The organism is Citrobacter sp. Cf136 (genome assembly GCF_030333815.1).
Taxonomy (GTDB): Bacteria; Pseudomonadota; Gammaproteobacteria; order Enterobacterales; family Enterobacteriaceae; genus Citrobacter; species Citrobacter freundii.
Window position 1 is genome coordinate 16,736 of the sequence record NZ_JAOWFE010000011.1, and the last position, 25,698, is coordinate 42,433.

The 25,698-nt window shown below is 54.6% G+C and carries 26 protein-coding genes; 20 read left to right on the forward strand and 6 right to left on the reverse strand.

What is annotated here, in order from left to right:
* Positions 1-90 precede the first annotated feature (90 nt).
* Genes eptA through pmrB form a run of 3 tightly spaced genes read left to right on the forward strand, consistent with a single transcriptional unit; the run spans position 91 to position 3,484 of the window.
* Positions 91-1,728: a phosphoethanolamine transferase EptA gene (eptA, locus tag OGV98_RS00115; protein ID WP_058842577.1), complete on the forward strand. Its 1,638-nt coding sequence runs from the start codon at positions 91-93 to the stop codon at positions 1,726-1,728.
* Between the two features lie 4 nt (positions 1,729-1,732).
* The gene (gene pmrA, locus OGV98_RS00120; RefSeq protein ID WP_003031849.1) at positions 1,733-2,401 is read left to right on the forward strand and encodes a two-component system response regulator PmrA; all 669 of its coding nucleotides are present in this window, start codon (positions 1,733-1,735) and stop codon (positions 2,399-2,401) included.
* Complete coding sequence (pmrB, locus tag OGV98_RS00125; RefSeq protein ID WP_003844779.1) at positions 2,402-3,484, forward strand: two-component system sensor histidine kinase PmrB; 1,083 nt, start codon at positions 2,402-2,404, stop codon at positions 3,482-3,484. It abuts the gene before it with no gap.
* On the opposite strand, the gene pmrR is transcribed toward pmrB, so the two are convergent.
* The gene (gene pmrR, locus OGV98_RS00130) at positions 3,478-3,567 is read right to left on the reverse strand and encodes an LpxT activity modulator PmrR (RefSeq protein ID WP_008321468.1); all 90 of its coding nucleotides are present in this window, start codon (positions 3,565-3,567) and stop codon (positions 3,478-3,480) included. The genes pmrB and pmrR overlap by 7 nt on opposite strands.
* A gap of 157 nt (positions 3,568-3,724) precedes the next feature.
* Positions 3,725-5,227 carry a glycine betaine/L-proline transporter ProP gene (gene proP / locus OGV98_RS00135; RefSeq protein WP_003841133.1) on the reverse strand — a complete coding sequence of 501 codons (1,503 nt, stop codon included), beginning with the start codon at positions 5,225-5,227 and terminating at the stop codon, positions 3,725-3,727.
* 699 nt (positions 5,228-5,926) lie between these two features.
* On the opposite strand from proP, the gene kdgT reads away from it, so the two are divergent.
* Positions 5,927-6,925: a 2-keto-3-deoxygluconate transporter gene (gene kdgT / locus OGV98_RS00140; protein ID WP_003841132.1), complete on the forward strand. Its 999-nt coding sequence runs from the start codon at positions 5,927-5,929 to the stop codon at positions 6,923-6,925.
* A 30-nt stretch (positions 6,926-6,955) separates the two neighbouring features.
* Here the strand turns inward: kdgT and OGV98_RS00145 are convergent, their stop codons facing one another.
* Complete coding sequence (locus tag OGV98_RS00145) at positions 6,956-7,849, reverse strand: diguanylate cyclase regulator RdcB family protein (RefSeq protein WP_016149425.1); 894 nt, start codon at positions 7,847-7,849, stop codon at positions 6,956-6,958.
* Positions 7,846-10,203: a clamp-binding protein CrfC gene (gene crfC / locus OGV98_RS00150; protein ID WP_202580838.1), complete on the reverse strand. Its 2,358-nt coding sequence runs from the start codon at positions 10,201-10,203 to the stop codon at positions 7,846-7,848. Before crfC ends, OGV98_RS00145 begins: the two co-directional genes overlap by 4 nt.
* Before the next feature lie 539 nt (positions 10,204-10,742).
* On the opposite strand from crfC, the gene OGV98_RS00155 reads away from it, so the two are divergent.
* The 16 genes from OGV98_RS00155 to phnP all read left to right on the forward strand — a co-directional run bounded on the left by OGV98_RS00155 (position 10,743) and on the right by phnP (position 22,732).
* Positions 10,743-11,078: a zinc ribbon domain-containing protein YjdM gene (locus tag OGV98_RS00155; RefSeq protein WP_003031835.1), complete on the forward strand. Its 336-nt coding sequence runs from the start codon at positions 10,743-10,745 to the stop codon at positions 11,076-11,078.
* A gap of 139 nt (positions 11,079-11,217) precedes the next feature.
* Positions 11,218-11,667 (forward strand): VOC family metalloprotein YjdN, encoded by a 450-nt coding sequence (yjdN, locus tag OGV98_RS00160; protein WP_003031832.1) that lies wholly within the window; start codon positions 11,218-11,220, stop codon positions 11,665-11,667.
* Positions 11,668-11,799: 132 nt separating this feature from the next.
* The gene (gene phnC, locus OGV98_RS00165; protein WP_286550903.1) at positions 11,800-12,588 is read left to right on the forward strand and encodes a phosphonate ABC transporter ATP-binding protein; all 789 of its coding nucleotides are present in this window, start codon (positions 11,800-11,802) and stop codon (positions 12,586-12,588) included.
* 155 nt (positions 12,589-12,743) lie between these two features.
* On the forward strand, positions 12,744-13,760 hold the full coding sequence (phnD, locus tag OGV98_RS00170; RefSeq protein ID WP_003031828.1) for a phosphonate ABC transporter substrate-binding protein: 1,017 nt from the start codon (positions 12,744-12,746) through the stop codon (positions 13,758-13,760).
* Between the two features lie 104 nt (positions 13,761-13,864).
* A complete protein-coding gene (gene phnE / locus OGV98_RS00175) occupies positions 13,865-14,644 on the forward strand; it encodes a phosphonate ABC transporter, permease protein PhnE (RefSeq protein WP_202580839.1) in 780 nt (259 codons plus the stop codon).
* A 20-nt stretch (positions 14,645-14,664) separates the two neighbouring features.
* Positions 14,665-15,390 (forward strand): phosphonate metabolism transcriptional regulator PhnF, encoded by a 726-nt coding sequence (phnF, locus tag OGV98_RS00180; RefSeq protein WP_003031826.1) that lies wholly within the window; start codon positions 14,665-14,667, stop codon positions 15,388-15,390.
* Positions 15,391-15,843, forward strand: coding sequence for a phosphonate C-P lyase system protein PhnG (gene phnG, locus OGV98_RS00185; protein ID WP_003031825.1), 453 nt, complete (start codon positions 15,391-15,393; stop codon positions 15,841-15,843).
* Positions 15,840-16,424: a phosphonate C-P lyase system protein PhnH gene (phnH, locus tag OGV98_RS00190; protein WP_202580840.1), complete on the forward strand. Its 585-nt coding sequence runs from the start codon at positions 15,840-15,842 to the stop codon at positions 16,422-16,424. Before phnG ends, phnH begins: the two co-directional genes overlap by 4 nt.
* Entirely contained in the window at positions 16,424-17,491 is a 1,068-nt protein-coding gene (locus tag OGV98_RS00195) for a carbon-phosphorus lyase complex subunit (protein ID WP_003844770.1), read from the forward strand. The genes phnH and OGV98_RS00195 overlap by 1 nt, the downstream gene beginning before the upstream one ends.
* A gap of 46 nt (positions 17,492-17,537) precedes the next feature.
* Positions 17,538-18,329 (forward strand): alpha-D-ribose 1-methylphosphonate 5-phosphate C-P-lyase PhnJ, encoded by a 792-nt coding sequence (phnJ, locus tag OGV98_RS00200; RefSeq protein WP_237665931.1) that lies wholly within the window; start codon positions 17,538-17,540, stop codon positions 18,327-18,329.
* The gene (gene phnK, locus OGV98_RS00205; RefSeq protein WP_003844769.1) at positions 18,326-19,084 is read left to right on the forward strand and encodes a phosphonate C-P lyase system protein PhnK; all 759 of its coding nucleotides are present in this window, start codon (positions 18,326-18,328) and stop codon (positions 19,082-19,084) included. Before phnJ ends, phnK begins: the two co-directional genes overlap by 4 nt.
* Positions 19,085-19,173: 89 nt before the next feature.
* Positions 19,174-19,854 (forward strand): phosphonate C-P lyase system protein PhnL, encoded by a 681-nt coding sequence (gene phnL / locus OGV98_RS00210; protein WP_121540666.1) that lies wholly within the window; start codon positions 19,174-19,176, stop codon positions 19,852-19,854.
* Positions 19,851-20,987: an alpha-D-ribose 1-methylphosphonate 5-triphosphate diphosphatase gene (gene phnM / locus OGV98_RS00215; RefSeq protein ID WP_003031811.1), complete on the forward strand. Its 1,137-nt coding sequence runs from the start codon at positions 19,851-19,853 to the stop codon at positions 20,985-20,987. The genes phnL and phnM overlap by 4 nt, the downstream gene beginning before the upstream one ends.
* Positions 20,988-20,989: 2 nt before the next feature.
* On the forward strand, positions 20,990-21,544 hold the full coding sequence (phnN, locus tag OGV98_RS00220; RefSeq protein WP_003841102.1) for a ribose 1,5-bisphosphokinase: 555 nt from the start codon (positions 20,990-20,992) through the stop codon (positions 21,542-21,544).
* On the forward strand, positions 21,531-21,965 hold the full coding sequence (gene phnO / locus OGV98_RS00225; protein ID WP_286550907.1) for an aminoalkylphosphonate N-acetyltransferase: 435 nt from the start codon (positions 21,531-21,533) through the stop codon (positions 21,963-21,965). The genes phnN and phnO overlap by 14 nt, the downstream gene beginning before the upstream one ends.
* Positions 21,966-21,973: 8 nt before the next feature.
* The gene (phnP, locus tag OGV98_RS00230; protein ID WP_032938155.1) at positions 21,974-22,732 is read left to right on the forward strand and encodes a phosphonate metabolism protein PhnP; all 759 of its coding nucleotides are present in this window, start codon (positions 21,974-21,976) and stop codon (positions 22,730-22,732) included.
* A gap of 201 nt (positions 22,733-22,933) precedes the next feature.
* Here phnP and yjdP read toward each other — a convergent pair whose 3' ends face one another.
* Positions 22,934-23,263 (reverse strand): DDRRRQL repeat protein YjdP, encoded by a 330-nt coding sequence (gene yjdP / locus OGV98_RS00235; RefSeq protein WP_003031807.1) that lies wholly within the window; start codon positions 23,261-23,263, stop codon positions 22,934-22,936.
* Between the two features lie 69 nt (positions 23,264-23,332).
* Positions 23,333-25,597 (reverse strand): hybrid sensor histidine kinase/response regulator, encoded by a 2,265-nt coding sequence (locus OGV98_RS00240; protein ID WP_279279080.1) that lies wholly within the window; start codon positions 25,595-25,597, stop codon positions 23,333-23,335.
* Positions 25,598-25,698 lie beyond the last annotated feature (101 nt).

The following is a 25,698-nucleotide window of genomic DNA, read 5'->3' on the forward strand; positions in this document are numbered from 1 at the left end:
CGCTCTTCGAAACATCAACATTAAGAACTTAAGGTTGGCTTAATTTTACTTTGAGAGGATTTGCGCCACATAGTCGATGGAACCCCCTTAATGTTAAAGCTCTTGTTTAAAAGGCCCACTCTCGGGCTAATCAGCTGGCTTCTGCTGATTTCATTTTATCTTGCGACCTTCCTGAACATTGCGTTCTATAAACAAGTGCTGCAAGACCTGCCTCTGGACTCTGTGCGTAACGTGCTGGTGTTTTTATCAATGCCGGTGGTCGCGTTCAGCGTCATGAACATTGTGCTGACACTGGCCTCATTCCTGTGGCTTAATCGCCTGGTGGCGTGCATTTTCATTTTGGTTGGCGCATCGGCCCAATATTTCATCATGACCTACGGCATCATCATCGACCGCTCAATGATCGCCAATATGATGGACACCACCCCCGCCGAAACCTTTGCTTTGCTGACGCCACAACTGCTCATCACGCTCGGGGTGAGCGGCATTCTGGCCGCACTTATTGCCTGCTGGGTAAAAATCAAACCGATCACGTCTGTCATGCGCAGCATACTGTTTCGTGGCGCGAACATTCTGATCTCCGCACTGCTGATCGTGCTGGTCGCTGCGTTCTTCTATAAAGATTACGCTTCACTGTTTCGCAACAACAAAGAACTGGTGAAATCCCTCAGTCCATCCAACAGCATTGTGGCGACGTCATCCTGGTATTCACACCAGAGGCTGGCCCACCTGCCGCTGGTACGCATTGGCGAAGATGCACACCGCAATCCGTTGATGGTGAAAGAAAAGCGTAAGAACCTGACGATTGTGGTTCTCGGCGAGACTTCACGTGGCGATAACTTCTCGCTGTCAGGCTATTCGCGCCAGACCAACCCGCTGCTGGAAAAAGATAATGTGGTCTATTTCCCCCGCACAACGTCCTGCGGAACGGCAACGGCAGTATCAGTACCCTGCATGTTCTCGGATATGCCACGCGCGCACTACGACGAAGAACTGGCGCAGCATCAGGAAGGCGTGCTCGACATTATTCAACGGGCGGGAATTAACGTTCTGTGGAACGATAACGACGGCGGCTGCAAAGGGGCTTGTGACCGGGTTGCACACCAGAATATGACTAAGCTGAACCTGCCGGGGCAGTGTATTGACGGTGAATGCTACGATGAAGTCCTGTTCCACGGGCTGGAAGAGTACATTAATAACCTGAAAGGCGACGGCGTGATTGTGTTGCATACCATCGGCAGCCACGGTCCGACCTATTACAACCGCTATCCTGCGCAGTTTAAGAAATTTACGCCAACCTGCGATACCAACGAAATCCAGACCTGTTCACAGCAACAGTTGGTCAATACTTACGACAACACTATTCTTTACGTTGACTATATTGTTGATAAAGCAATCAATATACTGAAAGAGCACCAGGATAATTTTACCACCAGCCTGGTCTATCTTTCCGATCACGGCGAATCCTTAGGAGAAAATGGCGTCTATTTGCACGGCCTGCCGTATTCGATTGCACCTGATACGCAAAAACATGTGCCGATGCTGCTGTGGCTCTCCGAGGATTATCAGCAACGCTATCAGGTCTCTCAGACATGTTTGCAAAAACGGGCAAGCTCAGAAGATTTCTCACAGGATAATCTCTTCTCAACCCTGCTGGGATTAACGAGCGTACAAACACAGAAATATCAGGCGGCGGATGATATTCTGCAACCCTGCCGGGGAGGCTAAACGAATGAAAATCCTGATTGTTGAAGACGATACGTTGTTATTACAGGGACTGATACTCGCCGCGCAAACAGAAGGCTATGCCTGCGACGGCGTATCAACGGCCCGCGCAGCGGAGCAGTGTCTGGAGAGCGGACATTACAGTCTGGTGGTCCTCGACCTGGGCTTACCGGATGAAGACGGCCTGCACTTTCTGAACAGAATCAGACAGAAAAAATACACCGTGCCGGTACTTATCCTCACCGCCCGCGACACGGTGAAAGACCGGGTCAGTGGGCTGGACGTGGGGGCAGATGACTACCTGGTCAAACCGTTCGCACTGGAAGAACTGCACGCCCGCATCCGGGCACTGCTGCGTCGTCACAACAATCAGGGTGAAAGTGAACTCATTGTCAGCAATCTGACGCTGAATATCGGTCGTCGCCAGGTGTGGATGGACGGGCAAGAGGTTATCTTAACGCCGAAAGAATACGCACTCCTGTCGCGCCTGATGCTCAAAGCGGGCAGCCCGGTACACCGGGAAATTTTGTATAACGACATCTACAGCTGGGATAACGAACCGTCGACCAATACGCTGGAAGTGCACATTCACAACCTGCGCGACAAAGTCGGAAAATCTCGCATCCGCACGGTCAGGGGATTTGGCTATATGCTGGTTGCCACTGAGGAAAGCTAAGTGAAGCTGCTGCAATATCTAAAACAACCGCTCCCGCTTCGTCATCGCCTGATGCTAACGATTGGTCTTATTCTGCTGGTCTTTCAGCTGATTAGCACTTTCTGGTTGTGGCATGAAAGTACCGAGCAAATACAGTTATTCGAACAGGCATTGCGCGAAAATCGCAACAACGATCGCCACATCATGCATGAGATCCGCGAGGCCATCGCCAGTCTGATCGTCCCCGGCATCTTTATGGTCAGCCTGGCGCTGCTGATTTGCTACCAGGCAGTGCGACGTATTACTCGTCCGCTGGCAGATCTGCAAAAAGAGCTGGAGGCGCGGGCAGCCGATAACCTGACCCCGATTGAAATTCACAGCTCAACCATTGAGATCCAGGCGGTTGTCTCCGCGCTCAACGACCTGGTAACGCGGCTAACCAGCACGATTGAAAACGAACGCTTATTTACCGCCGATGTCGCTCACGAACTGCGCACACCGCTGTCAGGCGTGCGCCTGCATCTGGAATTATTATCCAAAACCCATAAGGTCGACGTTTCGCCGCTAATTGCCCGGCTAGATCAAATGATGGACAGCGTATCGCAACTGCTGCAACTCGCCCGCGTCGGACAGTCGTTTTCGGCCGGGAGCTACCAGCATGTCAAGCTGCTGGAGGATGTTATTCTGCCCTCCTACGATGAACTCAGCACCATGCTGGACCAACGTAAACAGACGCTGCTCCTGCCACAAAGCGCGGCGGACGTTGTCGTGCCTGGTGATGTTACGCTGTTGCGGATGCTACTACGAAATCTGGTGGAAAACGCGCATCGTTACAGCCCGGAAGGCACCCATATTACGATTAGCCTGAACACAGAGCAGGATGCCGTCCTTGCCGTTGAAGATGAAGGGCCGGGCATTGATGAAAGTAAATGCGGGGAGTTGAGTAAAGCGTTTGTGCGTATGGACAGCCGCTTTGGCGGAATTGGACTGGGGCTGAGCATTGTCAGTCGCATCACCCAGTTACATCAAGGGCATTTCTATTTGCAAAATCGCCAGGGAGCCAACGGCACTCGCGCATGGGTGGAATTGGCGAAAATTCAGTAAGAGCTCACCCATACATACAAAAAGCTGCTGACGATCAGCAAACTGCACACGGTGGTCAAACTTTCATAAATACGGGTTTTCATGACACTCTCCTCCGAAACTATGGAGGAGAGTTTGCCTGAAGGATATTAAGCCAACCTTAAGGCCACGCGCCGGATGGCGGCTGACGCCTTATCCGGCCTACAAAGTACAATGCTACCCGTAGGCCTAAAAGCTGCGTGCCATCAGGCAGTGACACGATTACTCATCAATACGCGGATGCTGCTGCACCAGACGCGTGCGCTTAACCTGTAGTTCAGCAATTTCCTGATCGATATCTTCGATTTTCTGTTCAATGTTATCGTAGTGTTCGCCGAGGATCTCTTTCGCTTCCTGAATATCCGAAGCGGCAGGCGTGGCCCCTTTCAGCGGCTGATTGGCGGTCTCTTTCATGGTCACGCCGGTAATTAAACCAACCACCGCAATCACCATCAGATAATAAGCAGGCATCATCAGATTCTGCGAGCTTTCCACCAGCCATGCGGCCAATGTCGGAGTCAAACCAGCAATCAATACCGAGATATTAAACGCGGCGGCCAGTGCACTGTAGCGAATATGCGTCGGAAACATCGCCGGTAACGTTGACGCCATCACCCCGGTAAAGCAGTTGAGGATCACCGCCAACATCAGCAACCCGGCGAAAATCAGACCGATAACATTACTGTTAATCAGGATAAATGCCGGAATCGCCAGCACAAACAGCGCAATACTGCCCATGATCACAAACGGACGGCGCCCGAAGCGGTCGCTGAGCAACCCCATAATCGGCTGCACAAACAGCATACCAATCATGATGGCGATAATAATCAACACACCGTGGTCTTCGGAGTAATGCAGGTTATGCGACAGGTAGCTCGGCATATAGGTGAGCAGCATGTAGTAGGTGACGTTGGTAGCAATCACCAGACCAACACATGCCAACAAGCTGCGCCAGTGCTTAGTCGCAATCTCTTTAAACGAAACCTTCGGACCTTCCTGTAGACCCTGACGATCGCCCTGCTCCAGTTTATCCACGTGCTGCTGGAACGCCGGCGTCTCTTCCAGCGCATGACGCAGGTACAGACCAATCAGCCCTAATGGTAGCGCCAGGAAGAACGGAATACGCCAGCCCCACTCAAGGAAATTTTCCTCGCCGACGACGGTTGAAATCAGAACCACCACGCCCGCACCCAGCACAAACCCGGCAATCGAGCCGAAGTCCAGCCAACTGCCCATAAATCCACGCTTACGGTCCGGCGAATATTCCGCGACAAAAATCGACGCCCCGGTGTACTCTCCGCCGACCGAGAATCCCTGCGCCATCTTACACAGCAGCAGCAGAATCGGCGCCCAGATACCAATTGAGGCATACGAGGGAATAAGACCGATACAGAAGGTACTTATCGACATAATCACAATGGTGATAGCCAGTATCTTCTGACGACCGTATTTATCGCCGAGCATACCGAAGAACAATCCGCCAAGCGGTCGAATCAGAAAGGGAACAGAGAAGGTAGCGAGTGCAGCAACCATCTGCACGCTGGGGTCAGCCCCCGGGAAGAACACTTTACCTAATGCGTAAGCAACAAATCCATAAACACCAAAATCGAACCATTCCATCGCATTACCTAACGACGCTGCGGTAATGGCTTTTCGCAATTTACCGTCATCAATGATGGTAACGTCGCGCAGCGTTATCGGTTTTATTTTTTTCCTTTTTAGCATACTCGTCCTCATAGACTTAGCCCTGTCACGCTCCAGTTCGAGTCCCCCAACGCCCATGCGTCAAGGTCATCACCGAGCGGGGAACGCACAGGCGCATTCCCTGTAACAAGCGTAGCAGGTTTACTTACACTGACGAGAAACGCACAGTACAACCGAACCTGTTGACGCCTGATTGGGCGGTTAATGACCTCTTTACCCTAACAGCGTTTAAATTTGTGATCAACTTCACATATAGTTTTTCATTTCGTCAACATGCGTAAATTAGGTCATTCTTAGTCATCTTTTTTACATGTAACGCTTGTGATTTACTGACAATTAAATACAAGAATAAATCGCTTTATTGCACCAACAATCACAGCGGTCATTATTATTCTGCTAGCAAAAAAAACACCTAATCCCTTCACAAAAAGATCACAGCTTTTTTAATAATCAGAGCGACCGGGAACTTTTGCTCGGAATATGTGATGAAGATAACTAAAACATCGTTTTATTTTGATTGAATCAACGTTCCCATGAATGCAAACTAATTCCAGACGCAATATCCCTGGGAGCAGCAACACGCTCAACGTATGCCGCGTTAGATTTTATAAAACAAAGAGATAGCGATTTTCTTTGTAAAGAGAAACCAGTAACCATTTGAATTTATTAATTTTTACCCTCTTGCGCTAGTGTTAGCGGCGACAAGACATGAGGACGTTTATGAAAATTAAAGCCACGATTGAACGCATCCCCGGCGGAATGATGTTGATTCCTCTGTTATTAGGCGCAGTGTTAAATACGTTAGCTCCGGATACCGGTGCGTATTTCGGTTCGTTTACCAAAGGAATGATCAGCGGAACGGTACCGATTCTGGCAGTGTGGTTTTTTTGTATCGGCGCATCTATTGATTTACGGGCAACCGGCACGGTATTACGCAAGTCCGGTACGCTGGTAATAACCAAAATAGCCGTGGCGTGGGTAGTGGCAATGATTGCGGCTTCATTTATTCCTGATACCGGTATTCAAACCGGGTTCTTTGCAGGCCTCTCAGTTTTGGCAATTGTCTCCGCAATGGACATGACCAACGGTGGTTTGTACGCCAGCCTGATGAACCAGTACGGCACCAAAGAAGAGTCCGGCGCATTTGTGTTGATGTCTCTGGAATCCGGCCCGTTAATGACCATGGTGATCCTCGGCTCCGCGGGTCTGGCCTCCTTCGAGCCACACCATTTTATCGGCGCGGTATTACCGTTCCTGATTGGCTTTACATTAGGCAACCTGGATCATGACCTGCGTTCTTTCTTCAGCAAAGCCACACCGGTGCTGATCCCGTTCTTCGGCTTCGCATTGGGTAACACCATTAACCTGAGCGTAATCGTTGATACCGGTCTGCTGGGTATCTTGCTGGGTGTCGCGGTTATCGTCATCACCGGTATCCCACTGATTATTGCAGACCGTGTTATTGGTGGCGGGAACGGTACGGCAGGCGTGGCAGCCTCTTCAGCAGCAGGCGCTGCGGTGGCAAACCCGGTGATTATCGCCCAGATTAACCCGGCGTTCGAACCGGTTGCCGCATCCGCTACGGCGCTGGTTGCCGCCAGCGTAATTGTCACCGCCATTCTGGTGCCGATTATCACCGCGCTGTACGCCAAACGTTTTAATAAAAACCTGGTCGCCAACGAAACGGTGGCCACCCCGGCAGACTCTCTGCACCACTAACTCTGTCTTAGCCCCACTGACCGTCCCTGCTCAATTGATGAGTAGGGACGGTGCAAAAATCTCCTCAACCATCGCATCAGCCAGTCGTTTCGCCGAACACAATCGCGGCATTCCTAACGCCACATTTTGCCAACGCTGCGTCACCGACCAGCTCACTGGATGACGCTGCGCATCGCACCAGTCGCCTAACCAGCTCAGCATATCGTTATACTCGCCCGATCCGCCGACAACTGGCGTGCTGAGCCAATGATGATAGTAATGACGCGTAGCAGGCGCCGCATTCACGCTGTCCGCCAACGCCTGAGCGGCCATGGTTCGCAGGTTGTCTTTTAGCATTAACACCACATCGGCATTCGCTAAACGGCAGGCGTCACCGAAGGCTCCCCAGCGCAACTCCTCCAGCGCAACAAAACAGCGTCCAGGTAACGACCAACCGTCATATGCGCCAGCCCGCCAGCGGGTAAAAATTTGTTCGCTGTGTTCGCCCGCCTGAACCGTCAGACCACGCTGGGTCAGCGCCTTCTCTTTATACGCAGCGCGTTGGGTAAACCAGTCAGTCAGTGAATTTATTTGTTGTAAAAGACCGGGGGTTGAAAGCCCACGCGGGTGTTCGGTTTGTTGTAAAAACCTCAGCCCTTCGGCAATACGCACCAGCGCCAGATGGCCTGGGTCGATCATGCCCGCCAACTTCTCTACCAGCTTAAGACGCATCACCAGATGCTCGCTGGATACTCCCGCCATCACCCACGCCCGTAGTTGTGTCTGGGATAACACCTCCTGCGTCAGACGCGCGCGAAGCCGCTGCTGCTGTTGCAGAAAACCGCCGGAACGTTTGGTTTCATCTCCCTGAACCAGATCGACCATAAACTTCGGGTAGACACACTCCAGCGTCCTCCCGGGGCCTTCCAGTAAAACGTTAGTCATGTGTGCTCGGTTGCAAAAAGGGTATTGATATCGTCACGCAGCAAACGGGAATCTTCATAAAGCCATGCCGCAATCGTAATGCGCTGCTGCAATTGCTCATTCATTGCATTCACCGCGGATTCATTTTGTTGGCGTAGCGTCAGACTCTCACTCAGGCTCGCCTGCAATTGCGCCAGACACAGTGAAAAATCTGCAAAAAACGTGGCCATGCCTGCCGTAACGGAAATATCGACCTGAGCAACTAAAGCTTTACGAATTTGTTGGCAAAACTGGGAGACATACTGCACAAGGTTCTTATGCAAAGCGCCCATATCAATGAGATAACGCGTTTTTGTTTCGACGTAATCATTCCATCCCCAGTTGGGTTGATTTAGCCAACGAGAGAAAGTGTCACGTACCGCACCACCAGTAGACGGTGGATTTTCCACCGGGATATCCTGTTCAATGGCCTCGTTAAACAATTGGCGGGTATTGAAATTAAACATCGCTGTATGGAACGCTGGAAAACGGATCCGCGCACGAAAACCGGCGTGGTTTAGCTCCTCTTTCACCCTTTGCTCAATTGGCCGCATCGCGTCATTTAGCGCCCGGGAGAGTGTCGACTCAAGCTGTTCAAAACGCAGGGCTAAGTCACGGCTGATGCTTTCCTGCGCCGCCAGCAATACCCCCTCACAGGACGAGCGAATTTTATCTAACACAATTTTCGCCTGGCCTTCATCGTGCAGCACCAGCATTTCTCCGGCCATTTCTGCCGAGGAGACGCCAGCTCCCAGGCTATGTTGTGACATCATCAGGACGTTTTCTTTGACAAAGAACGTGTTGATACCGCAAAGAATCTCGGTTTGTTGCTCTCTGAGATAGGCTGCAGCAGCTTCCAGCGCCAGTTCTACTTCATGGCTGACTTCATCGCTCACCCGCCCCTGGCTCACTTCTAACTGCTGCATATCCTCTTCAATATGCGTGATGTTCAGCCGCAGTTTGTCATAGGCGACCGTTAACCCGTGAGCACGAAACTCCAGATATTCGTGCACGCTTTGCGCATAGTTCAATAACTTATGTGACGCTGAGCGTAGCGCATACAGCGATGCATTGGCGTAAGCGGCGTGAATCACTTTCTGGATAGGCTGTTCAAACAGCGAGTCTTCCCACAACAGGTCGGCGGCATGACGGATATGCTCCGTATCTTCAAGATCGGTGGTACGCCAGCGTCTGCCAAGCGCCGCTTCGGCAAAATCCTGCACCCAACGTTGCACCTGATGATCCGGCAGTCGCCCACGGGCCGTCAGCTCATGACGCGCCCTGTTTGCCAGATAGCCCCACATTGAGGAAACCGGATAGATTCTTTCAGGGGCAATGCCACCTTGCATCAACGTGCCAGAAATCAACGCCCGCACCTGCTCTTCATCGTCACTGTTGCGGTCTTTCTGATCGAACTTGTTCACCAGCGCATACAGCGGTACTGACTTGCCAACCGCCATAATCGCCTGACGCACTTCCTCATCAGAAATAGATTTCAATTGGGTGTAATCCAACACTGCCAGCACCGCAGAGGCCCGTACCAGCTGTTCATTAAGCATTTTTTGTAAGTGCGGTTGTCCCGCCTCGTTCGGCCCCGGCGTATCCAGCAACGTTAATTGCCCTGGGTAGCTTGCTTGTCCGGCCAAATGGACAAACTCAACCTCAATAACCGGAATATGCTCAATCGCGGCATAGGCAGCAAAAGGAAAATCGACATCCAATGCTTTTGACAGGCGCACCAGGTCGTTCAGACTTTTAAGGCAATGGAAAATAGGCTGTGCGCCAAGATAATACCGTTCAAATGCCACGCCGGTTTCAATATGCTGCAGCAGGACATTCATATCCTTGTCAATTTCCAGGGTCTGCGTAAGACGCAGGCGATCGCACTCGCGCACACGCTGCTGTAAAACCTTCATTAAGGCATCAATCGGCGCGACATGTGAAAAATGCAGGACTGGCTCTTTCTGCCCCGGCGTATGACGAATTAGCGTTGGTAACGCCGTCATGGGGCGATTACGATTAGGTAAAACTTCTGTCCCTACAATCGCGTTAATCGTCGTCGATTTTCCCGCTTTCATCGTGCCAACAATCGCCAGCACCATTTCCAGACGCGTAATCTTGCGCAACTCATTATTGAGCGTTGCTTGCTGGACATCCATGCCACGCGCGCTGAAGTGCAGGGGCTGAACAACCTGACTGCTATGCTCTCCTTGTTTTAGCGCGACATCATCCAACGACGTCATGGGCAATTTTTGCAATTGCCTGAGATGTTCAAGCGAGAGCATCAGCAAGCGTTCCGCTTCCTGACTTAATTCATATATTGTCTGTGTGTGCATGGAAAATCTTTCCTTAACGCAAATAGCATTGCTTTTATTTAGCCCAATCGTTTTATTTATAGATTTTTTGGCTTTTATAATTACGTGTGGAAATAATTAAAATCAAAACAACCAATTGATATTATTAAAATAAGTTTGGCGTACAACCGCTGGCCTGAAACCTCTCACTTATGTAATAAGTAAGAAAGATAAACAGCGTAGTTCAGTTTTAAAAAATGCCAGCTTAATCCCCCTACTAAAATTAAGGGGGATTGAGATATTCAATCACAATGACTTAGACATCCGCAGGCGATGTTACCTATGAATATCAGATATTTCGCCTCACCTTATCTTAAATAACCTGACGTAGCAATTTCCCTTAAAAAATATTACCCCATACTTTCATTGAGGTAAAAGCAAAGGGTCTTTACAGCAGATCATTTGCGTAATCACGCAGTAGTCCCGACAAAAGCAGGGATTTTATGTATAATTGCGGCCTTTTTCGGCAATCTGCCATTTTTTGGGCGCATTTGCCCCTGCTGACTTTTGAGGAAATCCACATGTCATTACCACACTGCCCACAATGCAACTCCGAATACACTTACGAAGATAACGGCATGTTCATCTGCCCGGAATGCGCGCACGAATGGAACGATGCTGAACCGGCACAGGACAGCGACGAACTGATCGTTAAAGATGCTAACGGCAACCTGCTGGCCGACGGCGACAGCGTTACCGTCGTGAAAGACCTGAAGGTAAAAGGTAGCTCTTCCATGCTGAAGATCGGTACCAAAGTGAAAAACATTCGCCTGGTTGAAGGTGACCACAACATCGATTGCAAAATCGATGGCTTTGGCCCAATGAAGCTGAAATCTGAGTTTGTGAAAAAGAACTGATGCAAATTGCCTGATGGCACTACGCTCATCAGGTCTACACCAGCTCATCTGCCAGGCGGGAAGCTCATACTTCCCGCCTGGTTTATTTATGCAGACGATAACTACACTTAACTGGTTTCTTTTACCTGAGGTAAAGATTATGCCGTTAAGTCCCTATATCTCCTTTGCAGGCAACTGCGCTGACGCTATCGCCTACTATCAAAAAACGTTAGGCGCTGAACTGCTCTACAAAATCAACTTCGGTGAAATGCCCAAATCGGCGCAGGATAGTGAAGATGGTTGCCCTTCAGGCATGAAATTCCCCGATACCGCCATTGCCCACGCCAACCTGCGCGTTGCGGGCAGCGACATCATGATGAGCGATAGCGCCCCGGACGGAAATGCTCACTACTCTGGCTTTACGCTAGTGCTCGACACGCAAAACGTCGATGAAGGCAAACGCTGGTTTGATAACCTGGCAGCAAACGGAAAAATCGAAATGGACTGGCAGGAAACCTTCTGGGCCCACGGTTTCGGTAAAGTGAGCGACCAGTATGGCGTGCCGTGGATGATCAACGTCGTCAAACAACAGCAACCCCCTACAGAGTAATCCAACGGGAGGCCAGCCCTCCCGTACTGTCATCAAATAGCGCTCAACTCTTCATCATCGAGTAACTATCCCTTAACGAAAACGTCACATTGATCCGCCACGATGGGGCCACTTTTTTAGGGAGGCCGCAGCATGCAAACGATTATTCGCGTCGAAAAACTCTCCAAGTCCTTCAATCAACATCAGGCGCTCAATGCGGTTGATCTGAACATCTGTTCCGGTGAGATGGTGGCTCTGCTTGGGCCGTCCGGCTCCGGCAAATCCACCCTTTTACGTCATTTAAGCGGTTTGATCGTCGGTGATAAATCACCCGGTAGCCGCGTCGAGCTGCTGGGCCGCACCGTTCAACATGAAGGCCGCCTGGCGCGCGATATCCGCAAAAGCCGCGCCCACACCGGCTACATCTTCCAGCAGTTCAATCTGGTGAACCGCCTGACAGTGCTGGAGAACGTCCTGATTGGCGCGCTCGGCAGCACGCCGTTCTGGCGCACCTGTTTTAGCTGGTTTACCGCTGAGCAGAAACAGCGTGCATTACAGGCGCTGACCCGCGTGGGCATGGCGCATTTTGCATACCAGCGTGTTTCCACGCTTTCGGGCGGACAACAACAGCGCGTCGCAATCGCCCGCGCGCTGATGCAGCAGGCCAAAGTGATCCTTGCCGATGAGCCGATTGCCTCACTGGACCCGGAATCCGCCCGCATCGTGATGGACACCCTACGCGACATCAACCAGACCGACGGCATCACCGTGGTCGTCACGCTGCATCAGGTAGATTACGCCCTGCGCTACTGCGAACGCATCGTCGCGCTGCGCCAGGGCAACGTCTTCTTTGATGGCAGCAGCCAGCATTTTGATAACGATCGTTGTGACCATCTTTACCGCAGCATGAACCGCGTCGAACAGAACGCGCAGGCTGCATAGTTCTAAAAAACCAGGCGTTATTGGCGCAGCCAGGCTGGAGACGGCCAGCGCGGAAAAACCGGAGCGTACACGCAGTACGTGAGGATTTTGAGCACTGCCCGGATTCAGGCTGGCAAGTGAAATAGCCTGGAACAATGACTAATTAAGGAAACGACATGAGCTATAAGACAGTTGCCGCGCTGGCTTTCACCAGCATGTTTAGCGTCAGTACCTTGTTAAGCCCGGCGCATGCCGAAGAGCAAGAAAAAGCGCTGAACTTTGGCATTATTTCGACCGAGTCACAGCAAAACCTGAAGCCGCAGTGGGAACCGTTCCTGAAGGACATGGAAAAATCACTGGGCGTGAAAGTGAACGCCTTCTTCGCCCCGGACTACGCCGGGATCATCCAGGGCATGCGCTTTAACAAAGTGGATATCGCCTGGTACGGCAACCTCTCGGCAATGGAAGCGGTGGATCGCGCTAACGGGCAAGTGTTTGCCCAGACCGTTGCCGCCGACGGATCCCCGGGTTACTGGAGCGTGTTGATCGTTAACAAAGACAGTCCGATCAATAACCTGAACGATCTGATCGCCAAACGTAAGGATCTGACCTTCGGCAACGGCGATCCCAACTCAACGTCAGGCTTCCTTGTTCCCGGCTACTACGTCTTTGCCAAAAACAACATCTCCGCGAGCGATTTCAAACGCACCGTTAACGCCGGACACGAAACCAACGCCCTGGCCGTCGCCAACAAGCAGGTCGATGTCGCCACCAACAACACCGAAAACCTCGACAAGCTGAAAACTTCCGCGCCGGAAAAGCTGAAAGAGCTGAAGGTGATCTGGAAGTCACCGCTGATCCCGGGCGATCCGATCGTCTGGCGTAAAAACCTCTCCGAAACCACCAAGGACAAGGTGTACGACTTCTTTATGAATTACGGCAAAACGCCGGAACAGAAAACCGTACTGGAACGCCTTGGATGGGCACCGTTCCGCGCCTCCAGCGATCTGCAACTGGTGCCGATTCGCCAGCTGGCACTGTTTAAAGAGATGCAGGGTGTGAAGGACAACAAAGGGCTGAACGAGGAAGAGAAAACCAGCAAAACCTCGGCGTTGAAAGCGCAGCTCGATGACCTTGACCGTCTGACAGCCGCACTGGGCGCCATGACCAGCGTCACCAAAGCGGTGCAGTAACCCTGGTGCCCGGTGGCGCTTCGCTTACCGGGCCTACGGTGTTTTGTAGGCCGGATAAGACGCCTGCGCCGCCATCCGGCAATAACCTATGCACGGAGCTAAACATGCAAACCATCACCGTCGCCCCGCCCAAACGTAGCTGGTTCTCGCTGCTGAGCTGGGCCATTCTGCTCGCCGTACTGGTGGTCTCGTGGAAAGGTGCCGAAATGGCTCCGCTCACGCTGATCGAAGATTCCGGCAATATGGCAACCTTCGCCGCCGACTTCTTCCCACCGGACTTCAACCAGTGGCAAGACTATCTCGGTGAAATGGCCGTCACCCTGCAAATTGCCGTCTGGGGGACTGCCCTCGCCGTGGTGCTATCGATTCCCTTCGGCCTGATGTGCGCCGATAACCTGGTGCCGTGGTGGATTTACCAGCCGATGCGCCGCCTGATGGACGCCTGCCGCGCCATCAATGAAATGGTCTTCGCGATGCTGTTCGTGGTCGCCGTCGGGTTAGGGCCATTCGCCGGGGTGATGGCGCTGTTTATCCACACTACCGGGGTACTCTCCAAGCTGCTTTCCGAGGCGGTAGAAGCCATTGAGCCGGGTCCGGTAGAAGGTATTCGCGCCACCGGAGCCAACAAAATTGAAGAGATTCTGTACGGCGTTCTGCCACAGGTCATGCCGCTACTGATCTCCTACTCGCTGTATCGCTTTGAATCCAACGTTCGCTCGGCCACGGTAGTCGGCATGGTGGGCGCAGGTGGTATTGGCGTGACCTTATGGGAAGCGATTCGCGGCTTTCAGTTCCAGCAAACCTGCGCCCTGATGGTGTTAATCATCGTCACCGTCAGCCTGTTGGATTTCCTTTCCCAGCGTTTGCGTAAGCACTTTATCTGATTAGCGAGGCATTGATTGCTATGCACTTGTCTACACATCCGACCAGCTATCCAACGCGTTATCAGGAAATTGCCGCGAGACTTGAGCAGGAGCTACGTCAACATTATCGCTGCGGTGACTATCTGCCCGCCGAGCATCAGCTTGCCGCGCGCTTCGAGGTAAACCGCCACACCCTGCGCCGCGCCATTGACCAGTTGGTTGAACGCGGTTGGGTTCAGCGTCGCCAGGGAGTCGGCGTGCTGGTGCTGATGCGCCCGTTCGATTACCCGCTTAATGCCCAGGCACGCTTTAGTCAGAACCTGCTGGACCAGGGCAGCCACCCCACCAGCGAAAAACTGCTGGCGGTGCTGCGTCCGGCCTCCAGCCACATTGCCGATGCGCTCAGCATAAACGAGGGCGATAACGTGATTCACCTGCGCACCCTGCGCCGGGTTAACGGGATCGCACTGTGCCAGATCGACCACTATTTTTCCGACCTCACGCTGTGGCCGCTGCTGCAAGGCTTCAACAGCGGCTCACTGCACGACTATCTGCGTCAACAATCCGGTCTGACGCTACTGCGCACGCAAACGCGCATCAGCGCCCGCCGCGCGCAGGCCAAAGAGAGCAAGGTGCTGGAAATCCCCAATATGGCGCCGCTGCTGTGCGTGCGCACCCTGAACCACCGTGAAGGCGAAGAACACGCGGCGGAATACTCCGTCAGCCTGACCCGCGCCGACATGATCGAATTCACTATGGAGCACTGAATGCATTTCGATACCGCCACCCGCCAGCGCTGGATGCGCGCGCTGGCTTACAGCAATGCCGATGCCCTGAACGCCCGCATCAACGCGCTCAAACTGACGCCGGACTATGAACTTATCCGCGCACCGGAAAGCGGACTGATGCAGATCCAGGCCCGTATGGGCGGTACCGGTAACCGCTTCTTTGCCGGTGACACCACGCTTACCCGCGCAGTGGTACGCCTGAAGAGCGGCACGCTGGGTTACAGCTACCTGCTGGGACGCAATAAACAACATGCCGAGCAGTGCGCGGTAATTGACGCGCTACTGCAGGAACAAACGCATTTCCAGAACCTAATGGAAACCTTAATTGCCCCGCTGGAAGCGGAACGCGATGCGTTGATTAACGCACGCTGTGCCGAAGTCAACGCCAGCCGGGTCGACTTCTTCACGCTGGTACGCGGAGATAACGCATGACCTTACAGACCGCATTTAATTTACCCGTTCAGGATGCTCAGCAGAGCTTTCGTCGCCTGCTGAAAGCCATGAGCGAACCGGGCGTAATCGTCGCCCTGCATCAGCTGAAACACGGCTGGCAGCCGCTGGGTCTGGCGACCACCAGCGTGCTGCTGACCCTGGTCGATGGCGACACGCCGGTCTGGCTGGCGCCGTCGATGGATAACGATATCGTCCGGCAGAACCTGCGTTTTCACACCAACGCGCCGCTGGTGGAGCAACCACAGTTGGCGGCCTTTGCCGTCGCCGACGAACGTATCAGCAGCGAACAGCTTAACGCCCTCTCCGCCGGTTCAGCCGTCGCACCAGAAACCAGCGCCACGCTGATTGTGCAAGTCTCAGGCTTAAGCGGTGGACGCATGCTGCGTCTGACCGGCGCGGGCATCGCCGAAGAGCGCATGATCGCGCCACAGCTGCCGGAATGCCTGATTCACGAACTCACCGAACGCCCGCACCCATTCCCACTGGGGGTCGATCTGATCCTCACCTGTGGCGAACGCCTGCTGGCTATTCCGCGAACCACCCATGTGGAGGTGTGCTGATGTACGTCGCCGTCAAAGGGGGCGAAAAGGCGATAGCCAACGCCCACGCCCTGCAGGAAAACCGACGCCGGGGCGATGAGACCATTGCTGAACTGAGCGTGGCGCAAATCGAACAGCAGATGAACCTGGCCGTTGATCGGGTGATGACCGAAGGTGGCATCGCTGACCGCGAACTGGCTGCGCTGGCGCTCAAACAGGCCAGCGGCGATAACGTCGAGGCCATCTTTTTGCTCCGCGCCTACCGCACTACGCTGGCAAAGGTAGCTGTCAGCGAACCGGTTAACAGCGCAGAAATGCGTCTTGAGCGCAGAATCTCCGCGGTCTACAAGGATATTCCCGGCGGGCAGCTGTTGGGTCCAACCTATGACTATACCCATCGCCTGCTGGATTTTACCTTACTGGCCAATGGCGAAACCCCGCCTCTGCGCAGCGCAGACGGCGCGCAGGATGCCTCCCCGCACGTCTTTTCCCTGCTGGCGAACCAGGGCCTGGCAAAACGTGAAGAGGATGATGGCGCGACACCCGACGACATCACCCGCACGCCGCCGGTTTACCCCTGCTCACGCGCTTCACGTCTGCAACAGCTGATGCGTGGTGACGAGGGATATTTGCTGGCGCTGGCCTACTCCACCCAGCGCGGCTACGGGCGCAACCACCCGTTTGCCGCCGAAATCCGTAGCGGCTATGTGGCACTGGAAACCGTACCGGAAGAGCTGGGATTTGCGGTGAACGTCGGCGAACTGCTGATGACGGAATGTGAAATGGTCAACGGTTTTGTCGCGCCAGAAAATGAATCCCCCCATTTTACCCGCGGCTACGGGCTGGTGTTCGGTATGAGCGAACGTAAAGCGATGGCGATGGCGCTGGTGGACCGCGCCCTACAGGCAGCCGAATACGATGAAACGGTCACAGGACCGGCGCAGGATGAAGAGTTCGTGCTGGCGCATGCGGATAACGTCGAGGCGGCGGGTTTTGTTTCGCACCTCAAACTTCCCCATTACGTCGATTTCCAGGCCGAACTGGAACTGCTCAAACGCCTGCAACAGGAGGCCACCCGTGACCACTAACCTCTCCGGCTACAACTTTGCCTATCTTGATGAGCAGACCAAACGCATGATCCGCCGCGCAATTCTGAAAGCGGTAGCGATCCCTGGTTACCAGGTACCGTTTGGCGGACGTGAAATGCCGATGCCATACGGATGGGGAACCGGCGGCATTCAACTTACCGCCAGCGTGATTGGCGAGCCGGACGTGCTGAAAGTGATTGACCAGGGCGCGGACGACACCACTAACGCCGTATCGATTCGTAATTTCTTCAAGCGTGTGACCGGAGTGAATACCACTGAGCGTACGGAAGATGCGACGCTGATCCAGACCCGCCACCGCATCCCGGAGACGCCGCTGGTGGAAGATCAAATAATCATCTTCCAGGTACCGATCCCCGAGCCGCTGCGCTTTATCGAACCGCGTGAAACGGAAACTCGCACCATGCACGCGCTGGAAGAGTACGGCATCATGCAGGTGAAACTGTATGAAGATATCGCCCGCTTTGGTCATATCGCTACCACTTACGCCTATCCGGTGAAGGTCAACGACCGCTACGTCATGGACCCGTCGCCCATCCCGAAATTCGACAATCCGAAGATGGACATGATGCCGGCCCTGCAACTGTTTGGCGCAGGCCGCGAAAAACGCATCTATGCCGTTCCACCTTACACTCGCGTGGAAAGCCTCGATTTCGACGATCACCCGTTTACCTTGCAGAGCTGGGATGAACCTTGTGCCATCTGCGGCTCAACCCACAGCTATCTCGATGAAGTGGTGCTCGATGACAGCGGCAAACGCATGTTTGTCTGCTCCGACACCGATTACTGCCGCCAACAGAGCGAGGCCCTCAGCAAATGACGCAACCGCTGCTTTCAGTCAACAACCTGACCCATCTCTACGCGCCGGGCAAGGGCTTCAGCGATGTCTCTTTTGACCTGTGGCCAGGCGAAGTGCTGGGTATCGTCGGCGAGTCCGGTTCTGGCAAAACCACGCTGCTGAAATCGATCTCTTCACGGCTGACGCCGCAGAGCGGTGAGATTTTGTATCAGAACCGTTCGCTGTACGGCATGAACGAGGCCGACCGTCGCCGTCTGCTGCGCACCGAATGGGGCGTGGTGCATCAGCATCCGCTGGATGGCCTGCGCCGTCAGGTCTCCGCCGGCGGCAATATCGGCGAACGCCTGATGGCCACTGGCGCGCGTCACTACGGCGACATCCGCGCCACCGCGCAGCGCTGGCTGGAGGAGGTGGAGATCCCTGCCTCGCGTATCGACGACCTGCCAACCACCTTTTCCGGCGGTATGCAGCAGCGCCTGCAGATCGCCCGCAACCTCGTCACCCATCCCAAACTGGTGTTTATGGACGAACCCACCGGTGGGCTGGACGTTTCTGTACAGGCCAAACTGCTGGACCTGCTGCGCGGCCTGGTGGTGGAACTGGATCTTGCAGTGGTCATTGTCACCCACGATTTGGGTGTGGCGCGTCTGCTGGCAGACCGTTTGCTGGTGATGAAGCAGGGTCAGGTGGTGGAAAGTGGGTTAACCGACCGCGTGCTCGACGACCCGCACCATCCGTACACCCAGTTGTTGGTGTCGTCCGTTTTGCAAAATTAAACATCGGATGCCGGATGGCAGCTTACGGGGCGCTGTTTGTAGGCCGGATAAGCACAGCACCATCCGGCAATAAGAACCATGAGGCTCAAATGATCCGCGTTGAAAATGTCAGTAAAACCTTTGTCCTGCATCAGCAAAACGGCGTGCGTCTGCCGGTGCTGCAAAACGCCACGCTGGAAGTGAAAAACGGCGAATGCGTTGTGCTGCACGGTCACTCGGGTAGCGGCAAGTCCACGCTGCTGCGATCGCTGTACGCCAACTATCTGCCGGATGAAGGACACATCCACATTCGCCACTGCGATGAGTGGGTCGATCTGGTGCAGGCCCCGGCGCGCAAAGTGTTGGAAGTTCGCCGTTCAACCATCGGCTGGGTGAGCCAGTTCCTGCGCGTAATCCCGAGGATTTCCGCGCTGGATGTGGTGATGCAACCGCTGCTGGATCTGGGTGTCTCCCGTGAGGAGTGTGCAGCCAAAGCGGCTAACCTACTTACCCGCCTGAACGTGCCGGAGCGGCTGTGGCACCTGGCACCGTCGACCTTCTCCGGTGGCGAACAGCAGCGCGTCAACATCGCCCGCGGGTTTATCGTCGATTACCCGATTCTGCTGCTCGATGAACCCACCGCCTCGCTGGACGCCAAAAATAGCGCCGCCGTCGTCGCATTGATTGAAGAAGCAAAAGCCCGCGGCGCAGCAATTGTCGGTATTTTTCACGATCAAACCGTGCGCGACCGCGTAGCGGATCGTCTGCATCTGATGGGAACAACAGCATGATTATCAATAATGTAAAGCTGGTACTGGAAGATGACGTGGTGCAAGGATCGCTGGAAATCGAGGGCGGGGTCATTCGCGCCTTTGCTGAAAGTCCGAGCAGTCTACCTGAGGCGCTGGACGGCGAAGGCGGCTGGCTGCTGCCAGGGCTTATCGAGCTGCATACCGATAATCTCGACAAATTTTTTACCCCGCGCCCGAAGGTAGACTGGCCTGCCCACTCGGCGATGAGCAGCCACGACGCGCTAATGGTCGCCAGCGGCATTACCACCGTGCTGGACGCAGTGGCGATTGGCGATGTGCGCGACGGTGGTGACCGTCTGGAAAATCTGGAGAAGATGATCAACGCGGTGGAAGAGACGCAAAAGCGTGGGGTCAATCGCGCCGAGCACCGCCTGCACCTGCGCTGCGAGCTGCCGCATCACACTACCCTGCCGCTGTTTGAAAAACTGGTCGGTCGTGAGCCGGTGACGCTGGTGTCGCTGATGGATCATTCCCCCGGCCAGCGTCAGTTCGCCAATCGTGAGAAGTACCGCGAGTATTATCAGGGCAAGTATTCGCTCACCGACGAGCAGATGGCCCGTTATGAAGAAGAACAGTTAGCGCTGGCTGCGCGTTGGTCACAGCCCAACCGCACGGCGATTGCCCAGATGTGCCGTGAGCGCCAGATTGCGTTGGCGAGCCATGACGATGCCACCTGCGATCATGTGCTCGAATCGCATCAACTTGGCAGCGTGATCGCCGAATTTCCCACAACTTTCGAAGCCGCCGATGCCTCACGCCAGCATGGCATGAACGTGCTGATGGGCGCACCTAACATCGTGCGCGGCGGTTCTCACTCCGGCAACGTGGCGGCACATAGGCTGGCTGAGCTGGGGCTGCTGGATATTCTCTCCTCCGACTACTACCCCGCCAGCCTGCTCGATGCGGCATTTCGCGTAGCGGATGACGACGCTAACCGCTTTACGCTGTCGCAGGCTATTCGTCTGGTGACCCGCAATCCGGCGCGGGCCTTAAATCTCGACGATCGCGGCGTTATTGCCGAAGGTAAACGCGCGGATCTGGTGCTGGCGCATCGCAAAGGCGGCAACATCCATATCGACCACGTCTGGCGTCAGGGCAAAAGGGTATTCTGACTATGGGTAAACTGATCTGGCTGATGGGGCCGTCCGGCTCCGGTAAGGACAGTCTGCTGGCAGAATTGCGCCAGCAGGAACCGGCGCAACTGCTGGTGGCGCATCGCTACATCACCCGCGCCGCCAACGCCGGGAATGAAAATCATATTGCGCTAAGTGAACCAGAGTTTTTTACCCGCGCCGGGCAGAATCTGCTGGCGCTGAGCTGGCACGCCAACGGTTTCTACTACGGCGTCGGCGTGGAGATAGACCTCTGGCTGCACGCTGGTTTTGATGTGGTGGTCAACGGCTCGCGTGCGCATCTGCCCCAGGCGCAGGCCCGTTATGGCGCTTCTTTGCTTCCCATTTGCTTACAGGTTTCTCCGGCAATTCTCCGCCAGCGCCTGCAGGCTCGTGGGCGGGAGAGCGAAACGGAAATCGCCGCCCGTCTTGAACGCGCAGCCCGCTACGCCCCGTATGACTGCCACGTCCTGAATAACGATGGTAGTTTGCTACAGTCTGTCGATACACTGCTCGCACTGATGGGACGCAAGGAGAAGAAACATGTCTGTCTGTGAATTACGCCGCGCCACGCTCTACGATACCGATGCGGTTTACGCGCTCATCTGCGAGTTGAAGCAGGGTCAATTTGACCTGCAGGCTTTTAGCGCTGGTTACGCCGCTAATCTGCAAGATGCCAATATGCACTACCAGTTGGCACTGATCGACGGACAGGTCGTCGGCTTGATCGGTCTACACCTGCAGTTTCATCTGCACCACGCCAACTGGATTGGCGAAATCCAGGAACTGGTGGTGATGCCGCAGGCGCGAGGGTTAAGGGTCGGCAGCCAGCTACTGGCCTGGGCCGAAGCCGCCGCACGCGAAGCGGGCGCAGAAGTCGCCGAGCTTTCCACCAGCACCCAACGCCTTGACGCACACCGTTTTTACCAGCGCGAAGGCTATACCATGAGCCATTTTCGCTTCACCAAACCGCTGTAGGGGGAGCCATGAGTCTGACCATTACGCTAACGGGAACGGGCGGCGCACAGCTGGTGCCGACATTTGGCTGCGACTGTGCGGCCTGCCAACGAGCACGCTTACAGGCGCAATATCGTCGACGCCCTTGTAGCGGGGTGGTCAAATTCAACAATGCGGTGACGCTTCTGGACGCAGGGATCCCGCATCTGATGGACGACTGGCCAGCGGGCAGCTTCCAGCAGTTTCTGCTGACCCACTATCATATGGATCACGTGCAGGGGCTGTTTCCGCTGCGCTGGGGCGTGGGGGCGACTATCCCGGTGTACGGACCGCCGGATGAACAGGGTTGCGACGATCTGTTTAAGCATCCCGGCATCCTCGATTTTAGCCATACCGTCGCGCCATTCGTAGTGTTTGACCTGCAAGGATTGCAGGTCACGCCGCTACCGCTCAACCATTCAAAGCTGACGTTTGGTTATCTGCTGGAGACCGCACATAGCCGCGTGGCGTGGCTCTCCGATACCGCCGGACTTCCCGACAAGACGCTGAAGTTTCTCCACAATAACCAACCCCAGGTGATTATCATCGACTGCAGCCATGCCCCGCGCACCGAGCCACCGCGCAATCACTGTGATTTAAATACCGTTATCGCGTTGAACGACATTATCCGCTGTCCACGGGTGATCCTGACGCATATCAGCCATCAGTTCGACCTGTGGATGATGGAAAACCAGCTTCCCGCAGGGTTTGAGGCAGGATATGACGGTATGGAGATTATGCTGGAGTAAGGAAATTTGCCGGATGCGATGAAAACATCTTATCCGGCCGACAAGACGACAGTCAGGCGACTTTTCCATAAGCATAGAGAGATTGCAATGCATACATGCACTGTGCTCAAGTGCATGCATTAACATAAAATGGCGAGATGTTGAGCTGACAGCGAAATCCCTTACAGGGGATAAAATATTCTTACATTTAGATAGTTACAGTTAACGATCGTAATCTTCTTCCATTCTGCGTTCTTCGTCTTCTAACTGACGCCGTTCTTGATCAAGCTGGCGCTGACGGTCATCCAGTTGGCGACGTCGATCTTCAAACTGGCGGCGGCGATTGTCATATTGCCTGCGCCGGTCGTCACTCATCTGGCGCTGCCAGCTTTCATCACGGGAATCATCATAATCCCGCCCGTTGTCCGGTTTGTATGCGTCGTTTATCGCCTGCTGAATATTACCAATGGCGTCATCGATAATATCCGCCTGCGCCGATACGGTGGTCAGCATCAGCAAACTAAAAAGAAGGAATGTCGCGGAGCGTTGCATAAAACCAGCCTCATCAAGAAACTCGCCCCACGGTAACCAAAGCGTATTTGCGCGGGTAGCGGAGGAATCTCAATTACGCGAATGCCGCAGCGCCTGCGCCAGCTCTCCCCGGGTAAAAGGCTTACGCAATAGTGCCACATCCGGCAGCGCCGGGTTATGCGCCGGGCGTAAATCCTGACCGCTCATCAGCAAGATGGACAACTGCGGATAATGTGCCTGGGCATGGTTAACCACATCCACGCCGCTTAAACCACCAGGCAGCATTAAGTCGCTGATAAAAATATCAATCTCGGATGAAGCCGCCAGCATATGCATCGCCTGTTCGCCGTTGGCGGCCTCTAACGTCAGGTAGCCCAGCAGGTGTAATTGCTCGCACAACGTCTGGCGTACATCGTCCTCATCCTCGAGCACCAACACCAGTTTTTCATCGTTGGTCGTTGTGTGTTGCGCTACCGCTTCCACTTGAGCCTGCACCGGAACAACGGCGCGAGGCAGTTGCAGCCGGACAGTCGTTCCCTGCCCGGGGGCGCTTTCAATCTCCACCCGGCCACCGGACTGGCGCACAAAACCGTAAACCATCGACAGCCCAAGCCCACTGCCGCTGCCGGTCTGTTTGGTGGTGAAAAATGGCTCGAAGACCTGCGCTTTCACTTCCTGCGACATCCCACTTCCCTGGTCGGCTACCTCCAGCATCACCATGTCCTGCTTACGCCCATCGCTGCGCGTAACCCGTTGATTCCACGTACTGATTTTTATCGTGCCCGCCTGCCCGTCCATGGCGTCACGGGCGTTCATCACCAGATTGATAATGGCGTTTTCCAGTTGGCTGACGTCAATCCACGCGGGCCAGGCAGGCGACTGGGCTTCAATCTCCAGCGTCAACGTGGCCGGAAGAGAGTGGCGCATCAGTTCGCCCAGGTTTTCCAGCAGCGTTTTCAGCTCCACCGCATGAGGGTGCAATGACTGTTTGCGCGAAAAGGCCAGCAGCCGTTGGGTAAGCAGCGCCCCGCGCTCGGCGGCTTTTAGCGCCCGATTGACCCGTGGCGCATCGGGCGACTCCGGATTCACCAAATCCAGACTGCCAATAATCACCGCCAGCAGGTTATTGAAATCATGCGCTAATCCACCCGTCAGTTGCCCCACCGCCTTCAGCTTTTGGCTGTGCAACAGCGCTTCTTCCAGCCCCTGACGCTCGGTGCGATCGATTTCCATCTGGCTGGTTTTTTCTTTTAGCAGTCGAGTGGTGTGCTCCAGCGATGCCGTATTGCGGGCAAAGACGCTAAAGGCGCGGGCCAGCTCGCCCAGCTCATCGCGCCGCTGCAGGGCCGGGACACTGACGTCTGATTCACCGTGCGCCAGCCGGGTCATCGCCCGCGAAATGGCCGTTAGGTTGGAGCCGAGATTACGGTAGATATACCACCCGGCAAAACCGGTGATCACCACCGCCAGCAGCGCAAACACTAAAATAAACAACGCGCCGGATTGCAGTTCCTGATGGTTTTGCGCCACCCGCTGCTCTGAGATCAGCGCCACCTGCGAGGCATACTGGTTGATATCGCTGTTGAGGATCGCCACCAACGCTTTGATGTGGAACATATACCAATTGATGGCCAAATCACTTTGCTCCAGCGCGGAGGAGAGCGGCTCCAGCTTATGCAGCTCCTGGTTGAAGTCGTTGAGGATACCGCTAATCAGCGGATTGGCATGCAGCAAGGGAAGAGCGGGCATCACTGCATCCAGTTGTTTCACCACCGAACGCGGCGTGGGCGTGTCGATGGCGGCAACAATTAAGCGGTCCATCTGCCCCAGCAGCACATCGTCCTGCGCGCCAGTGAGCTTTTGCAGATGGCGTAAATAGCTTTGATTTTGATACAGCGAACTGAGCAGCGCGTTACGTTCCAGGTGCCGCCGCTGACCGCGCTGCAACATACCTTCCACGCTGCTTTGTAGCTCCTGGCTGCGCTGGATAATTCGCTCGACCAGCACCGGCTCCTGCTGTGCCAGCGGCGCGGTAGCCAGTTGTTCCAGCGACTGCTTCAGCGCCCTTTGCGTCTCCTGCAGCCGCTCCGCTTCCCCTTTGTATTCCAGCGCCCCGACTACCTGCGACAGCCGCACCGCCGCTGTCGCGACGTTCGCCGTATCCCGTGCCAGGTTCATGCTGCCGGTCATGTCGTCAACGGTTTGCTGCTGCACCTGCTCCTGGATCTGGCTTGCGTGCTGAAACCCCAGCACCGCCACGCCGCTCACCATCAGCGTGACCGCCACCACCAGCAGATTGAAGAACAGCAATCGTCCACGCGCACTGGCGAAAAAGTGACGTCCCGGTTGCGGCATATCACGCTCCGTGAAGAAAAATCGCAATATGACAAATATGAACGGCTTCTGACATTTTGCATTTACATTCCTGTGATGGACTGCTGATATCGGCCACCCCA

Coding starts and splice junctions, on each gene's coding strand:
- eptA (WP_058842577.1), top strand. CDS start 91: ATGTTAAAGCTCTTGTTTAAAAGGCCCACTCTCGGGCTAATCAGCTGG.
- pmrA (WP_003031849.1), top strand. CDS start 1,733: ATGAAAATCCTGATTGTTGAAGACGATACGTTGTTATTACAGGGACTG.
- pmrR (WP_008321468.1), bottom strand. CDS start 3,567: ATGAAAACCCGTATTTATGAAAGTTTGACCACCGTGTGCAGTTTGCTG.
- proP (WP_003841133.1), bottom strand. CDS start 5,227: ATGCTAAAAAGGAAAAAAATAAAACCGATAACGCTGCGCGACGTTACC.
- kdgT (WP_003841132.1), top strand. CDS start 5,927: ATGAAAATTAAAGCCACGATTGAACGCATCCCCGGCGGAATGATGTTG.
- OGV98_RS00145 (WP_016149425.1), bottom strand. CDS start 7,849: ATGACTAACGTTTTACTGGAAGGCCCCGGGAGGACGCTGGAGTGTGTC.
- crfC (WP_202580838.1), bottom strand. CDS start 10,203: ATGCACACACAGACAATATATGAATTAAGTCAGGAAGCGGAACGCTTG.
- OGV98_RS00155 (WP_003031835.1), top strand. CDS start 10,743: ATGTCATTACCACACTGCCCACAATGCAACTCCGAATACACTTACGAA.
- yjdN (WP_003031832.1), top strand. CDS start 11,218: ATGCCGTTAAGTCCCTATATCTCCTTTGCAGGCAACTGCGCTGACGCT.
- phnC (WP_286550903.1), top strand. CDS start 11,800: ATGCAAACGATTATTCGCGTCGAAAAACTCTCCAAGTCCTTCAATCAA.
- phnD (WP_003031828.1), top strand. CDS start 12,744: ATGAGCTATAAGACAGTTGCCGCGCTGGCTTTCACCAGCATGTTTAGC.
- phnE (WP_202580839.1), top strand. CDS start 13,865: ATGCAAACCATCACCGTCGCCCCGCCCAAACGTAGCTGGTTCTCGCTG.
- phnF (WP_003031826.1), top strand. CDS start 14,665: ATGCACTTGTCTACACATCCGACCAGCTATCCAACGCGTTATCAGGAA.
- phnG (WP_003031825.1), top strand. CDS start 15,391: ATGCATTTCGATACCGCCACCCGCCAGCGCTGGATGCGCGCGCTGGCT.
- phnH (WP_202580840.1), top strand. CDS start 15,840: ATGACCTTACAGACCGCATTTAATTTACCCGTTCAGGATGCTCAGCAG.
- OGV98_RS00195 (WP_003844770.1), top strand. CDS start 16,424: ATGTACGTCGCCGTCAAAGGGGGCGAAAAGGCGATAGCCAACGCCCAC.
- phnJ (WP_237665931.1), top strand. CDS start 17,538: ATGATCCGCCGCGCAATTCTGAAAGCGGTAGCGATCCCTGGTTACCAG.
- phnK (WP_003844769.1), top strand. CDS start 18,326: ATGACGCAACCGCTGCTTTCAGTCAACAACCTGACCCATCTCTACGCG.
- phnL (WP_121540666.1), top strand. CDS start 19,174: ATGATCCGCGTTGAAAATGTCAGTAAAACCTTTGTCCTGCATCAGCAA.
- phnM (WP_003031811.1), top strand. CDS start 19,851: ATGATTATCAATAATGTAAAGCTGGTACTGGAAGATGACGTGGTGCAA.
- phnN (WP_003841102.1), top strand. CDS start 20,990: ATGGGTAAACTGATCTGGCTGATGGGGCCGTCCGGCTCCGGTAAGGAC.
- phnO (WP_286550907.1), top strand. CDS start 21,531: ATGTCTGTCTGTGAATTACGCCGCGCCACGCTCTACGATACCGATGCG.
- phnP (WP_032938155.1), top strand. CDS start 21,974: ATGAGTCTGACCATTACGCTAACGGGAACGGGCGGCGCACAGCTGGTG.
- yjdP (WP_003031807.1), bottom strand. CDS start 23,263: ATGCAACGCTCCGCGACATTCCTTCTTTTTAGTTTGCTGATGCTGACC.
- OGV98_RS00240 (WP_279279080.1), bottom strand. CDS start 25,597: ATGCCGCAACCGGGACGTCACTTTTTCGCCAGTGCGCGTGGACGATTG.